The organism is Desulfobaccales bacterium, assembly GCA_041648175.1.
GTDB lineage: Bacteria > Desulfobacterota > Desulfobaccia > Desulfobaccales > 0-14-0-80-60-11 > 0-14-0-80-60-11.
In genome coordinates, this window is record JBAZPO010000015.1 from 14,172 (window position 1) to 28,686 (window position 14,515).

The following is a 14,515-nucleotide window of genomic DNA, read 5'->3' on the forward strand; positions in this document are numbered from 1 at the left end:
ATAGGTAAGTTAAGTTCCATAAAAAAGGCGGCCTCTTGATTGAGGGGCCGCCTTTGTAGTTTAGTACTGGTGCTGCCGAGCCCCGAATTAATACGTTTGTGATTGATTACACGTATTCAAAATTTTTGTCTAAAGGGAAACTCAAATTAAAAAGCGTGCCCCATTATTGCCTTGACTTTTGCTCCGCGCTCCATTAAAAGAGAAAAAATGACTTGTGAATTATTTAACAAGTTTTATTTCGCCTGACCCATGACAGCCCTGCCGGTCTTGGTGCCCAAGAAGCAGCGAGCGCCGGTTCTCATATAGAGGGAGGGCCGCATCCGCAGTTCCGGAGCGACCCTTCCTCATTTCCCCATTCATGTGTCCTACTTGAGAACTCAAACCATTCGGTTCGACCATCTAAGCTGTCAGCCAAAACAGCCGCGGAACCAGGAAAGGCTTGACGGGAATATCCCCCCTCACACGACCTTGAAGATACTGGTTAACTAAGCTAAATTATGATAAAATTCAAGCTGCATGAATTACTCAGGGCTCGGGCCTCGACGCCGCGGGGTAAGGTCCGCACAGCCCGGTGGCTCAAGATTTTCCAGTAAAGAATAACCCGCGTCTCTTAATTATTTGTTGAGAAAACTTACCAAATATAGTAAGCAACTGGACCCGGCGTTGATTTCGGATTAATATGGCCCATTGGGACTCTGTGTAGCATCATGTGGAGAAATAAAGAGACTATGCGCCGCTTCCCGTTTCTCGCCTCTCGCTATGCTCTGGCCTTGTTGTTGAGCGTCAATTTCGTCCTGCTGGGGATTAGCATCTATCTGGGGTTGAAGTCCGCCAACCAGATGAAGGAAATCGTCAAGGAAGATTTCAACCAGCAGCAACTGGTGTTGGCTAAACATACCGCCAGCCTCTTGGAACAGGATATTAACTTTCTCAAACGGGAGTTGAGCACCCTCAATTTCTCTCCTTCTATTCAATACATAGAGCCGCTGTCCTGGGCCAACCGCATGCGGGCCACCCTGGCATCCGTCCGGGAAGAAGGGGTGGTGGAGATTGTGCGTATCACCCCGGACGGCAACCGGGCTTACCAGGTGGACAGCCGGGGAGTTGATCAAATTACCACCGGCTCCTTCAAAGACGCCGCTTACCTCTCGTGGGCCGCCGAACCGGAACACAAGGGCCAGGTTTTAGTGATGCCGGTATCCACGAATATTCCCCATTTCGTGGGCCGACTCATCACCGTCATGGCCGTGCCCACCTACGGGATGTCGGTGGACGATACCCATCCCCATCCCTCGGGGTCCTTCGCGGGGGTGCTGGCCTTCTATATCGACGCTCACGCCCTGGCCAAGAAGTTTACCCAGGGGCTCCGCAGCGGCAAGACCGGTTATGCCTGGATCATGGACAGTGATGGCATCTTTCTCAATCACCCCGAACGGGACTTCGTCGGCAAAAATGCCTTTGTGGTGCGCAAGGAACGCATGTCCGCCATCTCCTTTGACGCCATCAACCAGATCCAACGGGAGAAGATGCTAACAGGACAAGAAGGCCTGGGCACCTATATCTCCGGGTGGCACCGGGGCATGGCCGGAGAGATTCCAAAGCTTATGGCCTACGCCCCGGTGAAGCTGGAAGACCAAAATGTGGTTCAGGACAACAAACCCATGGCTTCCTGGTCCGTGGCGGTGGTGGCCCCGGCCAGCGAAGTGGAAGGGGTGATCCATACCCTTTATACGCGGCAGTTCTACCTGCAAGTCATCATCGGTCTGGTGGTCCTATCTGGCACTATCGTCATGCTCAATTTCCGCTATGAGCAGCAATTCTCCTCCAGCCTGGAAGAAGAAGTGAACCGCCAGAAGCTAAAATTGCAAAAATCCGAGGCCCGCTACCAGGGTTTGGTAGAAAACGCCGCGGACTTGATCTATTCCGTGGACGCCGGCGGCCATATCCTGTCCATCAACCGCTTTGCGGCCACCTTCTTCTCCCAAGCCGCGGGCCCGTTCGATCCTGAGGTCAAAATCAATCCGCAAGTTTTTATCGGACTCACCCTGAATGATGTTTTTGACCATAAGTCGGCGGAATTCCAGCTGGAATGGATTAGAGACGTCCAGGCAACCGGCCGGGTGCAAAGCAAACGTCACCGGGTCACTATCGCCGAAAAGGAATTTTGGTTTTCCACCAGCATCGTGGGCGTTAAAGATGAACAGGGCGATATCTTTGCCTACGAGATCATTTCCCGGAACATCACGGCCCGCAAAGCTATTGAAGACCGGATGATCAACATGGAAAAACTGGCCTCCATCGGCACCCTGGCCGCGGGCGTGGCCCATGAGATCAATAATCCCATGACCGTGATCCTGGGGTTCACCGAACATCTGCTGGAACAGACTGGATCTTTGCCCGAGGTGCACGAAACCCTCCAGGTCATTGAGGACGAAGGCCTGCGCTGCAAAAAAATCATCGAAAATCTCCTTACCTTCGCCCGCACCCCGGAACGTACCGAAACCAAAGCCGATATCAATTCCATCATGGAAAAGACCCTGGCAGTGGTGAAAAATACCTTGCTGACCAAAAAAGTCCGCCTGGAAACCAGCCTGGCCATCGGGCTGCCCCTGGCCCAAGGTGACCCTCAGGAATTGCGCCAGGTTTTCATTAATATGATTAACAATGCCAGGGACGCCATGACGGGTGGCGGATTGCTCAAGGTCAGCACAAACCTGACCCCGGACGGCAACCGCCTGGCCATCGAATTCACTGATACCGGGAATGGCATCCCCCGGGAAGCCCAAGCCAAGATCTTCGACCCCTTTTTCACCACCAAGGGGACGGGCAAAGGCACCGGCCTGGGTCTGTCCATGAGTTACGGCATTATCACCAAATTCGGGGGGAACATCATGTTCACCAGCTTCCCCGCGGATGAATATCCCGAGAAGCATGGCACCACCTTTACCGTTTATCTGCCCATTATTACCGGCCCCGAGGCCGAGGCGGCCGGCCCGGAAGGCCAGGCCGAACCGGCCGCGGGCGTCTCATAAAAGCTGGTAGGGCGGGCGTCCCCGCCCGCCACAGCAACTATCTCATAAGGGAGTAAGCAGTAATTCAATAGCCCTTGAACTTCAAACTTTGAACCTTGAACCTTGAACTTTTGCCACAGGAGGCTACGATGCCGGAGAGGATACTGGTCGTTGACGATGAACCCAATATGCTCAGGTTACTGAAAACCATCCTGATGGATAAGACCGGCTATGAGGTCACCACGACCAATAATCCCCTGGAAGTGAGCAAAATCCTCCAGGAAGACCATTATGATCTGGTGATCACCGATCTCAAGATGCCCTTGGTGGACGGCATCGACCTCATCGGCATCGTCAAAGGTATCGACGTCACCCTGCCCATTATTGTGATTACGGCTTACGGCACCATCGAAACCGCCGAAGAGGCCATCCAGAAGGGCGCCTATGATTTTATCACCAAGCCTTTCCGCAAGGAGACCATCCTCATCACCATGAAAAGGGCTCTGGAGTGGAAGCGGATGCAGGGTGAGCTGGCGGAACTGAAGAGGCAGTAGTCAGTAGTCAGTAGCCAGTAGTCAGTAGTCAGTTGCCAGTGGGGGATTGCCAATGGGACAGTCATATCGGGATTTGGTGGTTTGGAATAAGGCTATGGAACTGGTCATGGAGATTTACCGGTTGACCCAGGCTTTTCCGAAAGAGGAAATTTTCGGCCTCCTGAGTCAATTGAGGCGGTCGGCGGTATCGATTCCGAGTAACATTGCCGAAGGACAAGGACGGCTAACCAAAGGAGAATTCCGGGTTTTTTTAGGCAACGCCAGAGGTTCACTCTCAGAATTGGAGACCCAAATCCTTATTGCTCGTCACCTGAATTATCTAAAAGAATCCGATGCAGACAAATTAATGCAGCGCGCCTCCGAAGTTGGACGGACCCTGAATGGTCTAATAGGTTCGATGAAAAAGCCATGATCAGCCTTCTTGGACGTACGGACGGCTGGCTACTGACTACTGACTACTGACTACTATGTTCAAATTCCTGCGGCGATTCCTTAAAGAAGAAGCGGACGAACGGGTCGTCTTGCAGGAAAAATTTAACCATTTCCGCCGTCTCCTGGATAACAACAATCAGGCCCTGGAAACCATGGCGGACATGGAAGAAAAGCTTTCCGGCGATTACGTTTTTGACTCCAGTTATCTCTATGCCCAGGTAGACAAGTTGGGGAAGCAGATAAGCAGCATGGTCACCTCCCTCAATCTCCTGACGAAAAATCGCTATAGCGACCTGGTCCCCATTGCTGAGCGCCTCGCCCAAGAGATGCTCGAGGTCCTGGAGGCCGTACCCAGCATCCCGGATACCCCGTTTATCCTGCCGTTATCGGCTTTGGATCAGACTTTGGCCCCGGCGGTGGGTGGCAAGATGGCCAATTTGGGGGAGATCGGCAACCGCATCGGCCTGCCGGTGCCTCAGGGTTTCGCCATTACCGCCGCGGCTTACAAGCGCTTTCTGGAATCCTCGAGCCTCGCTAAAGACATCGAAGTCAAGCTTTCCGAGGCCAGCATCCAGGACCTGGACACCTTGAAGACCATCAGCCGAGAATTGCAAAATATGGTGCGCCAGGCCCCCCTACCCCCGGATCTGGCAGAAGCCATCGTCAAGGCGGGCGAGGACCTGCCGACACGCTGGCTGGCGGTACGCTCCAGCGCCGTAGGCGAGGACACCGAATTCTCCTTTGCCGGCCAGTTCGCCACCCTGCTCAATGTGGACGCAGCCTCTTTGCCCGAGCACTACAAGGAAATCGTGGCCAGCAAGTTCACTTCCCGGGCCATTTTTTATTGGAAGTACCAGCAATTTTCCGTCAACGCCCTGCCCATGGCCGTGGGCGTCCTGGCCATGGTCCCAGCCCGGGCCAGCGGCGTCATGTTTTCCCTGGACCCCCATGCCCCTCAGGACGAAACCGTCATGATTTCCGCGGTCTGGGGCCTGGGCAAGTACGCGGTGGACGGCACCGTGTCCCCGGACCTCTTCACCGTTAGCCGCCAAGCCCCCTACCCCATCACCAAGCGTCGGGTAGTCCCCAAACCCGTGGCCCTGGTCTGCGGCCCGGAAGGAGGGGTTGAAGAGATTACCCTGCCGCCCGATCAAGCCCGGGCACCCTGCCTCACTGACCACCAAGTCCGAACCCTGGCCAATATTGCCGTGGAGTTGGAGGAACAATTCGGGGCGCCCCAGGATATCGAGTGGACCGTGGGCGAGGCGGGCAACATCATCATTCTGCAATCCCGGCCGCTGCGCGTCAGCACCCCGGCCTTTGCCGACCAGGCCCGGGAGCCTCTCCCGGAGCCTCAGTCGCCGCCGCTTCTGCACTATGGCATCCGGGCGGTGGGAGGCGCGGCCGCGGGCCGGGTCCACCATTTTCTCCATGATGAAGACGTGGCCGGTATCCCACCGGGCGCGGTGGTGGTGGCCCGCCAGCCTTCGGCCCGCCTGGTGCTGGTCATGGACCGCATTGCCGCCATCATCACCGAAGTGGGGAGCCCCACCGATCACATGACCATCCTGGCCCGGGAGTTCCGGATTCCCACCCTGGTTGAGGTAGGTGGGGCCACCAAGGTCCTGCACTCCGGCCAGTTGGTCACCGTGGACGCGGACGCCGCCCTGATTTATCCCGGCATCATCCCGGAGCTTTTGCAGCGTAAGGTGCACCCCGATGAAGAATGGCGGGCCGACCCGGTTTACCAAAAATTGCGCCGAATTTTGCAATCCATCACCCGCCTCAACCTCCTGGACCCGGAGAGCCCGGAGTTTCAAGCCAAGAACTGCCGCACCCTGCACGATATCACCCGGTTCAGCCACGAAAAGGCCATGGACGCCATGTTCATGCCGGACATGGAAAAGGCCCTGGATTCCCACCAAGTCAGCCGCCTCTTAACCGACCTCCCCATAAACCTGTTCATTCTGGACTTAGGCGGCGGCCTCAAGGTCACTGGTAAAGAGCAGGTCACCGAAGCCGATATCGTCAGCCGCCCCTTTCTGGCGCTGCTCCGGGGCTTTCACCACCCAGGGGTGACCTGGGCCGGCCAGGTGGCCCCTGACCTTAAGGGCTTCATTTCGGTCTTTGCCAACACCATGTACGACACCGCCAAGGGGGAGCGGGGCCTGGGGGGCAAGAGTTTCGCCATCGTCACCGAGAACTACCTTAATTTTAACTCCCGCATCGGCTACCATTTCGGCATTGTGGACGCCTATATTTCCGAAGAAAAAAACGATAATTACATCAGTTTCCAGTTCAAGGGCGGCGCCGCGCAAATCGACCGCCGGGAGCGCCGGGCGCGCCTGGTCAAGCAAATCCTGGATGACCTGGGTTTCAAGGCCCAGACCAAGGGCGATTTGGTCCAGGGGCGCCTGGTCAAACTCTCCCTGATGGAGACCGAGCAGACCCTGGAATTGGCCGGACTGCTCATCGCCTTCTGCCGCCAACTTGACCTGGCCCTGGCCTCAGACGCGGTCATGGAACGAGTCTTCCAGGCCTTCAAGACCGAAGACTACGGCCTCAAATGCCTGCGCTCCCAAGCAGCCGCCACGGGCTGAAAAGCCATTGAGGGGAAGACCGGGGGACGCGTGTCCCCCGTCCTCCCCTCAAACTCCCCACCCAGCCCCCTATAAATGAGAAAGGGTGGCCTAACGGCTCACCCTATTTCCGCCGAGTTGCGTTCAAAGAGCAAATTTTAATAGGCGCAGGCTCTGGCCTACGCCTGCACAGGCGAGACGCCTGTGCCACCATTTGAATGCGAATCAGCGTGATATGCGAACCATATCAAATACCTTTTATTTGGATTGAGCTCGCACAGATTTAGCAGTTAGTTTTCATTCTGATGTTTCGTTGATGCTCTGAAAGAAAGCCATCCCCCCTGGAGATTATTCCCACCGGCCAAGGTTGCGCAGGCGCCCGTCTATTCTTATCTTTCTTATATTCTTATGCAAAAGGTTTGGGACACAACATGCCTGGCGTTAATGCTTATTGCTGCTATGCGGCCTGTGTCAGGTTTGAGCTGCGGCCCCTGTCGCCGGAGCACATCACCTCCAACTTTGGAAGCCGCACGCTAGATAACGCCAAATTGAAAGAGTTTCTTGAAACCAAGCTGAACCGTAAGTTTTTTAATTGGCCAGCATCTTCCTGGGATTTTTCCATGCTGACTCTCACCGCTCTGTATTCCATCGGGAAATGGATGTGGCCAAGGCTAAGCCTATTAGCATCAATACAAAATAAGCGGAAACTTATGAAAGCAATACTTTTATTAAGTGGTGCAGCAATTTCATTGTTACTTTGGAGTCCATCAGTTAGAGCTCAAGACATGGAACAAAGTAATCCTATTTATAATGAATTGGCTGAACAGAGAAGGATGACGACAGGGGATATAACTATTGTTTATGGCGTGCCATGCGTAGAAGTTATACTGGAGACTGGTGAAAGCATAATGACATTTGTCCATTCCATACCTTCTTTAAAGAAAAAGTCTCTTATTGTTCAGGACAGGATTGCTCTCCTTAATAGAACGCACTATCTATTAGTCGTGAATGGTTCCGGTAACATCAGCACCGATAAGAACATAATATTCGTGCCCCTTGACTATTCCATTGAGCCGAAAATTCTGCCAGAATTTTTGCCTGGTGCGGCCAATCATGAAAAATACATTCTGATAGATCGCCGCCAGCAATATCTCGGCCTTTATGAATGGGGAAATTTGCAATACTGTTATCCAATTTCTTCCGGAACGTCGAATTCGACGCCTTTAAAAAAATTCGTGGTAAGCCATATGGATGAAACTCATAACTCCACTCTATATGATCAGGCGCCCATGGATCATGCACTGAATATTGGCAATGCTTATTTCATTCATGAAGGAATAGTTCCTGGATACCCCGCATCCCACGGCTGTATCCGGGTGTTTCCCCTTCATGCTCGTTTTCTTTTTTATCAGTGGGCCAAGCCGGGAATTCCCGGGAAAATTACAGATTGAGTCCATTGTCATGAAAATTGCTTAGCGGATTTTCTTGAAAAATTTTTGATATTCTCTGAATAACAAACCCCATAGTCTTTTCAGGGCAAACTCTCATTTTATATTATTTTGGTAAAAACTAGGGGATGTGGAATGCGCGATTTGGTGAAGCGATTTTTCGGAAAAGTCACAGGGCTGAATTCAGAGACCGTTAATCAGAAACCGCGTCACGATATACTGGTAGCAGTTTGTGCATTGTTTATTGAGATGGCGCGCATAGACGAAACATTTACTCCAATGGAGATGGAAACAATTTTGTCGATTTTACATGAAAAATACGGCCTATCCCGGGAGCATGCCGGAGCAATAGTTGCGGAAGCCGAAAGGGAATTGAAACAAAGTGTCGATTTATGGCAATTTTCCAACCTGATTAATGAGAATTATTCAAACGAGGAAAAAGCTGAAGTCATTGAAATATTGTGGAGAATCGTCTATGTTGACGGAAAAATGGACCGGTACGAACACTACCTCATGAAAAAACTCAAGGACTTACTACGGCTATCCCAGGAACAATTGATTGAAGCGAAATTAAAAGTGCTGCATTCGAGTTGAATGGGATCATACTGAGGATATGTAACGGCTATAGTGAATTTTCGGCGTTTTTATTATTTCTCCCGAGAGCAGTTAGCATCCTCCCCCAAAAACCTCTTCTATTCCTTCCTCTTCACCACCAGCACCGGGCAGGGGGCGTGGCCGAGGACCCGCTCGGTGACGCCGCCCATCAGGAGCCGGGTCAGGCCGGTATGGCCGTGGGAGCCCATGACGATGAGATTCATCTTTTCTTGCCGGGCCAGTTTGGTGATGACCTGGTAGGCCTGCCCCTGGAGGACCACGCCGTGAACGTTGAGATTCAGGGCCTCCCCGCGGCGTTGGGCCTCGGCCACATGATCCTGGCACCGGCGCATCACTTCGTCACTCACTCCCAGGGCCTCCCCCTGAGCCCGGATCGGCAGATCCATGGCCGTAACGATAGTTAACTCGCTGCCGTATTCCGCGGCCAGGTCCAAAGCTCGGGAGAGGGCCACCTCGCTCCCTAAAGAGCAGTCACTGGCCACCAGGATGCGGTCCCAGCCGATGCTGGTATTGAGCGGAATCACGAGGACGTCTTTGCTGGTATAGCCGATGACCCGGCGGGTGACGCTCCCCAGAAGAGCCCGCTCAACGAAGCTGTGGCCTTTGACGCCCATGACAATAAGGTCCCGGCTGCCGGTTTCGGCCTCGGCCACCAGGCTTTCATAGGGTTCACCCACAACGCAGAGCGGGCGGATCAGGGCGCCGGCGGCCTCGGCCATCTCCTGAGCCAGGGCCAGGGCGGTATCGCAGGGCTCCCGGAGTTTTTCCCGGATGCCGGAGACCCCCATGATCCTTAGATCACCGGCATAAGAAGGGGCCACCGTGAGCACGGTGACCCAATTCTTGGATATTTGGAAAGACTCCTTAAGGGCATGGAAGCTGGTCTCGGAGCCGTCCATGCCCACCAGGAGGCGGTTATACTTTGCCATATTCCACGGAAAATTCGACTTTTTTAGCCAAGGCCTCGGCCCGTTTGGCTTTATACATGGCCCCCAGGATGATGAAGGAGCCGACTCCCAGGGCAATGCACATGATGATGAAGCTGGCGCTGCTGAGGAAAGACAGGGTGGACTCGCCCACGGAGATCAGCTTCAGTTCGGTCAGATACTGCGGTATCGCCAAGCCCCGGCTCACGGCCACGATAATCATGATGGTTCCCATGACGAACTTGATCATGCTTTCTTTGACGCAGGTGGTGCCGATGGCCCCCAACTGCACGCCCAACAGGGACCCGGCCAGGATGATCAGGGTAAGGCGGATATCCACCTGACCGTGCATAGCCCATTTGATGGTGCCAAAAAATCCCATGACGAAGGCGATGACCAGCTCGGTGGCTGAGGAGACCAGCCCGCCAGCCCCTAAGCCGTAGATCATGCCGGGAACCCCGATGAAGCCGCCCACCGCGATGGTGGCCGCCATCAAACCGGTGGCAAAGCCGATGGGGATGGTAAACCACATGGAAATACGTACGTTGGCCGTCTTAAAGTGCATCATGGGAGGCAGATTGATGGACTGCAGCCACTTGGCCAGAGCCCCAGCCTTGTCTTCTCCGCTGCCTTTGGAAGCCTTCATGGCATCATAGAAGACATAACCGCCCACCACCACCAGGATAACCACGAAGGACAGGCTGACATAAAGGTTAGACCCGGATTGGCCCCACTTCTCCAGAATCCACTCCTGAATTTTGATGCCCACCTGCACCCCGCCGCCGGCGGAAGCCGCCATGACCAGACCCAACTTGATGTCCACCTGGCCGTACTTCCACCGCTTGTAGGCTCCAACCATAGCCTTAGGGAATTTATGACACATATTGCTGGCCACGGCAATAGTCCCGGGGACGCCAAGGCTCATCATACCGGGGGTCAGCACAAAAGCGCCGCCGGAGCCGATGAAGCCGCTCACCAGGCCGCCGATGAAACCTACGACAAATAGGAATGAAATATTCCACACGTTCAAATCTATAAAATTAAGGTTGCTGGCGATGTCATGCATGGTTTTGCCTCCTTTCAGATCATCCGGTCAAGATATTTTAAGAAGATACGGGTTAGGCATTCAAATGAATCTGCGGGCGGGGACGCTTTCTTTGCGCCGGCCGCGTCGGAGCCACCCGGGGCTGGACCTTCTTTGTGGCTTCGATACCCAGCAGCGACCACAGGTTGGAGGCAAACGCGCCATGCACAAACGAGATCGCGAACACTGTGACAATGGGCAGCGCCGCATAGATGCCGCCCTTGGTGAAGTATTTCATGACGGTGTCAGAGTTGATGAACACTGCCGCATAGAGGGCCGCGACCCCCAGTCCCAAGCCGATGGTCTTGCCGAGCAACTTGCTTCTGCCCGCATTTTCGTGCTGTTCATTAGCCATGATCTGTTCTCCTTGATATCCTGAGATGCTGAAAACGGGGAGAGGAATCTCCCCCGTGATTTCCTCGTCCTTGATGCCCGCATCGGTAATGACGAAGTCGATGCGTTTGATGGCATGGTTCAGATCCTTGATGGCCCCAACGAGACTCTCAAATTTCACCACGTGCTCGCCGTGGATTCCCTGGCTGGCCAGTTCGGACTCAACCGGGGACCAGGCCAGGCGGGCCCGGTCGGTGAATTTACCGCGGAGATGCTGGTTGTAAGGGGAAAAGAACTTGCCGGTCTGGGCCAGGGCAGGGTTGACGTTCATGGCGATAATGTCGTACCCCAGACGCTGAGAGAGATTAAGGGCATAATCGATCACCCCGTTGGTAAAGGCAAAGGTTTTGCCCACCACCAGAATCTTCCGCTTGACCTCGTGCCGGTTGTTGGAGGCGGCCGAACTGCCGTCCCCCTGGCCCGACACTCCGGGACCTGGGCTGATGGAATTACCATCACCCGAGTTACCGCCTTTGCCTCGGTTATTCTTGAAGTTCATCATAATTTTTGACCTTCCCCTCTGTTTCCTTTTGCCCACCTGGATCGGGGGGAGTGGTTCTTGCCTTTAGATACATACAAGAACCTTGCCAAAACCGATTATTTTTATAACTAGCTGTTTTTATAGGATATTCAACCAATAGAATTTTAGACTCCACGGCTTCTTGGTATTGCACTATGCAACAACCAGAATTTATATATTTTATTTATCAATATAATCAATATGATATACATTATTGCAACACTGAGGGGTAAGGATTGCAAAAAGCAACACTGTCCCCATCGGTCCAGGGGCGATAAGAATTTTCATAGGAAAATCAAAAAAATAAAAAACCGCTCCTCAGGCAAGGCATTGCTGTTTTGGCGATTATTTCTTATAATTATCGGGGTTTGTCTTAACCTCAGGAAGGGATCTCGTCATGGTTTTTTTCCGGAAAGCGACCGAAGAGGAACGCCCCAAGCCAGCCCAGGAGTTGGTGGAATTGCGCACTGCCGTGCACAAGGCCCAATTGCCGGAAGCGGTGGCCGCCATTGCCATGAAAGAGTTGGAACGGGTTGAGAAAACCGATCCGTCCGTGGCCGAATACTCCATCGGCATCAACTACTTAGATTACCTGATTTCCCTCCCCTGGAACCGCTTCACGGAAGATAACCTGGACCTGAAGAGGGCCGAGCGCATCCTGGCGGCCCAACACTTTGGGCTGAAGCATGTCAAAGAACGCATCCTGGAATATCTGGCGGTGCGCACCCTGTGCAGCGTGCAGACGTCCCAAATTTTGGTGGTGGACGACGAGGAAATCGCCCGGACCAATTTGGAATATATTCTGCGCAAAGAAGGCCATCAGGTGGCGACCGCGGCCAACGGCATGGAAGCCCTGGAAAAGGTCAGAGCCCAGGAGTTCGACGTCATCCTCACCGACCTGAAGATGGAGAAGATGGACGGCATTCAACTCCTGGAATCCGTCAAGCAGATCGCGCCCCATACCGAAATCGTCATGGTCACCGGCTATGCCACGGTGAGCTCTGCGGTGGACGCCTTGAAAAAGGGCGCGGCCCACTACTTATCCAAGCCCATCAAACTGGACGAGTTGCGGTCCACAGTGCGGGAGATCATCGACAAAAAGCGTCACGTGCAGATGAACCGGGGTCCCGTCCTGTGTTTCGCCGGCCCTCCCGGCACCGGCAAAACCTCCATCGGCCAGGCCATCGCCGAGGCCCTGGAGCGCAAGTTTGTGCGTCTCTCCCTGGCCGGCCTCCGGGACGAAGCCGAGCTGCGAGGCCACCGCCGCACCTACGTGGGGGCCATGCCCGGGCGCATCATCAACGAACTTAAGCGCCTGGAGGTCAATAACCCCGTGTTCATGCTGGACGAGATCGACAAGATCGGCCAGGACTTTCGGGGCGACCCGGCCTCGGTGCTCCTGGAAATTCTGGACCCCCAGCAGAACAACAACTTTGTGGACCACTACGTGGACGCGCCCTTTGACCTGTCCGGGGTCATGTTCATTACCACCGCCAATGTGGTGGAGAGCCTGCCGGCGCCGCTCCTGGATCGCCTGGAGGTCATCTATTTTCCCGGCTATACCGAGCACGAAAAGGTCCAGATCGCCAAAAACTTTCTCATTCCCCGCCAGCTTCGGGAGCACGCCCTGGGTCACCTGGGGATAGATTTTTCCGATGGGGCCATTGCCAAGATCATCCGCGGCTATACCCAGGAAGCGGGTTTGCGCAACCTGGACCGGGAGATGGCCATGGTCTGCCGCAAACTGGCCCGCATCTGCGTCCAGGGCAAGGGCACTTGCGCGCTCAACGTCGACGAGGACCTGGTGGAAAAGTTCCTGGGCCCCCGGAAATTCAGCCACCAGGTAGCCGAGGCCGGTAATCAGGTGGGGGTGACCACGGGACTAGTCTGGACCGAGTTCGGCGGCGAAATCATCTTCGTGGAAGCCACCCGCATGCGAGGCCACAAACAGTTGATCCTCACGGGCTCCCTGGGCTCCGTTTTACAAGAGTCGGCCCAGACCGCGTTGAGCTATATCCGCAGCCACGCCGAGCAGTTCGGCCTCGACCCGGACTTTTTCACCGACAGTGACATCCACATCCACCTGCCCTCCGGGGCCATTCCCAAGGAAGGACCCTCCTCCGGGATCACCATCGCCATGGCCTTGCTCTCGCTGCTCACCAGGCGGCCGGCCCGGCGGGACGTGGCCTTAAGCGGGGAGTTGACCCTGTCCGGCCGCATCCTGCCGATAAGCGGCGTCCGGGAAAAAGTCCTGGCCGCCCAGCGGGCCGGGGTTCAGGTGGTAGTTTTCCCTAAGCAGAACGAAGTGGATATCGTGAACCTGGAAGAAGAAGTGAAGGCCGGAGTGGAGATCGTTTTAGCCGATGCGATCGAGCCTCTGGTTGACCTGGTGCTGCTGCCAAAAGAGTAATGTTGGGGTGAAATTGAACTGGAGGTCTTAGGACTGTAATATTTCCCGGACCTTTTCGCCTAATTCAGCCGGCCGGAAGGGCTTTTGCAGGAAAACGGCGTCAGAGCCAAATTTATTGCCGGACGAGAGGATACTTGATTCATATCCTGACATATAGATGACTTTGATCTCAGGTTGTAATAACCGCAGATGTTCCACCAACTCCTTGCCGCTCATGTTCGGCATGACCACGTCAGTCAACACCAAATCTATCGGCTCCTGGTACCGTTGCCAAACCAGCAAGGCTTCATCACCATCTTGAGCCTCTAAGACGTTATAGCCCTCTTTTCTCAAGATTTCGCAGATCAGGGGCCGTAAAATCTCCCCATTTTCCACCACCAAAATAGTTCCGGGATTCTGCATTATCTGCCTAACCAAAAAAGATCATACGGCTAAAGGTCAAACCGTATGAAATCTTCCGATTTAATGGTTTTTCCTTATAGTGAGGAAAGTTCCGGAGGGCACCTGTCTGAAAGGTTAGAACTTTTTGGGCTTTTCTACAAC

At 54.3% G+C, this 14,515-nt stretch carries 12 protein-coding genes; 7 read left to right on the top strand and 5 right to left on the bottom strand.

The window, feature by feature from the left end; genetic code table 11:
- Nucleotides 1–728: 728 nt before the first annotated feature.
- The 6 genes from WC600_13605 (at nucleotide 729) to WC600_13630 (ending at nucleotide 8,618) form a co-directional block, all read left to right on the top strand.
- A complete protein-coding gene (locus WC600_13605) occupies nucleotides 729–3,032 on the top strand; it encodes an ATP-binding protein (protein MFA4903766.1) in 2,304 nt (767 codons plus the stop codon).
- 128 nt (nucleotides 3,033–3,160) lie between these two features.
- A complete protein-coding gene (locus WC600_13610) occupies nucleotides 3,161–3,565 on the top strand; it encodes a response regulator (GenBank protein ID MFA4903767.1) in 405 nt (134 codons plus the stop codon).
- A gap of 52 nt (nucleotides 3,566–3,617) precedes the next feature.
- A complete protein-coding gene (locus WC600_13615) occupies nucleotides 3,618–3,977 on the top strand; it encodes a four helix bundle protein (protein MFA4903768.1) in 360 nt (119 codons plus the stop codon).
- Nucleotides 3,978–4,032: 55 nt separating this feature from the next.
- Nucleotides 4,033–6,597 carry a PEP/pyruvate-binding domain-containing protein gene (locus WC600_13620; protein MFA4903769.1) on the top strand — a complete coding sequence of 855 codons (2,565 nt, stop codon included), beginning with the start codon at nucleotides 4,033–4,035 and terminating at the stop codon, nucleotides 6,595–6,597.
- 410 nt (nucleotides 6,598–7,007) lie between these two features.
- Nucleotides 7,008–8,027, top strand: a complete 1,020-nt coding sequence (locus WC600_13625) for a L,D-transpeptidase (protein MFA4903770.1) — start codon at nucleotides 7,008–7,010, stop codon at nucleotides 8,025–8,027.
- Between the two features lie 132 nt (nucleotides 8,028–8,159).
- Complete coding sequence (locus WC600_13630) at nucleotides 8,160–8,618, top strand: TerB family tellurite resistance protein (GenBank protein ID MFA4903771.1); 459 nt, start codon at nucleotides 8,160–8,162, stop codon at nucleotides 8,616–8,618.
- Between the two features lie 98 nt (nucleotides 8,619–8,716).
- Here WC600_13630 and WC600_13635 read toward each other — a convergent pair whose 3' ends face one another.
- From WC600_13635 to WC600_13650, 4 genes are read right to left on the bottom strand one after another with little or no spacing between them, the layout of a single operon-like run.
- Nucleotides 8,717–9,568 carry a universal stress protein gene (locus WC600_13635; protein ID MFA4903772.1) on the bottom strand — a complete coding sequence of 284 codons (852 nt, stop codon included), beginning with the start codon at nucleotides 9,566–9,568 and terminating at the stop codon, nucleotides 8,717–8,719.
- On the bottom strand, nucleotides 9,555–10,631 hold the full coding sequence (locus WC600_13640) for a sulfite exporter TauE/SafE family protein (protein MFA4903773.1): 1,077 nt from the start codon (nucleotides 10,629–10,631) through the stop codon (nucleotides 9,555–9,557). Before WC600_13640 ends, WC600_13635 begins: the two co-directional genes overlap by 14 nt.
- Before the next feature lie 52 nt (nucleotides 10,632–10,683).
- On the bottom strand, nucleotides 10,684–11,544 hold the full coding sequence (locus WC600_13645; GenBank protein ID MFA4903774.1) for a hypothetical protein: 861 nt from the start codon (nucleotides 11,542–11,544) through the stop codon (nucleotides 10,684–10,686).
- Nucleotides 11,525–11,716 carry a hypothetical protein gene (locus WC600_13650; protein ID MFA4903775.1) on the bottom strand — a complete coding sequence of 64 codons (192 nt, stop codon included), beginning with the start codon at nucleotides 11,714–11,716 and terminating at the stop codon, nucleotides 11,525–11,527. Before WC600_13650 ends, WC600_13645 begins: the two co-directional genes overlap by 20 nt.
- A gap of 243 nt (nucleotides 11,717–11,959) precedes the next feature.
- Between WC600_13650 and lon the strand changes: the two genes are divergently transcribed.
- Nucleotides 11,960–13,972 carry an endopeptidase La gene (gene lon, locus WC600_13655; GenBank protein MFA4903776.1) on the top strand — a complete coding sequence of 671 codons (2,013 nt, stop codon included), beginning with the start codon at nucleotides 11,960–11,962 and terminating at the stop codon, nucleotides 13,970–13,972.
- A 27-nt stretch (nucleotides 13,973–13,999) separates the two neighbouring features.
- On the opposite strand, the gene WC600_13660 is transcribed toward lon, so the two are convergent.
- A complete protein-coding gene (locus tag WC600_13660; GenBank protein ID MFA4903777.1) occupies nucleotides 14,000–14,374 on the bottom strand; it encodes a response regulator in 375 nt (124 codons plus the stop codon).
- Nucleotides 14,375–14,515: the final 141 nt, after the last annotated feature.

Excerpts from the sequence above, each read along its gene's own strand:
- WC600_13610 (MFA4903767.1), top strand. The coding sequence starts at position 3,161 with ATGCCGGAGAGGATACTGGTCGTTGACGATGAACCCAATATGCTCAGG.
- WC600_13630 (MFA4903771.1), top strand. The coding sequence starts at position 8,160 with ATGCGCGATTTGGTGAAGCGATTTTTCGGAAAAGTCACAGGGCTGAAT.
- WC600_13620 (MFA4903769.1), top strand. The coding sequence starts at position 4,033 with ATGTTCAAATTCCTGCGGCGATTCCTTAAAGAAGAAGCGGACGAACGG.
- WC600_13645 (MFA4903774.1), bottom strand. The coding sequence starts at position 11,544 with ATGATGAACTTCAAGAATAACCGAGGCAAAGGCGGTAACTCGGGTGAT.
- WC600_13660 (MFA4903777.1), bottom strand. The coding sequence starts at position 14,374 with ATGCAGAATCCCGGAACTATTTTGGTGGTGGAAAATGGGGAGATTTTA.
- WC600_13640 (MFA4903773.1), bottom strand. The coding sequence starts at position 10,631 with ATGCATGACATCGCCAGCAACCTTAATTTTATAGATTTGAACGTGTGG.
- WC600_13625 (MFA4903770.1), top strand. The coding sequence starts at position 7,008 with ATGCCTGGCGTTAATGCTTATTGCTGCTATGCGGCCTGTGTCAGGTTT.
- lon (MFA4903776.1), top strand. The coding sequence starts at position 11,960 with ATGGTTTTTTTCCGGAAAGCGACCGAAGAGGAACGCCCCAAGCCAGCC.
- WC600_13635 (MFA4903772.1), bottom strand. The coding sequence starts at position 9,568 with ATGGCAAAGTATAACCGCCTCCTGGTGGGCATGGACGGCTCCGAGACC.
- WC600_13605 (MFA4903766.1), top strand. The coding sequence starts at position 729 with ATGCGCCGCTTCCCGTTTCTCGCCTCTCGCTATGCTCTGGCCTTGTTG.
- WC600_13615 (MFA4903768.1), top strand. The coding sequence starts at position 3,618 with ATGGGACAGTCATATCGGGATTTGGTGGTTTGGAATAAGGCTATGGAA.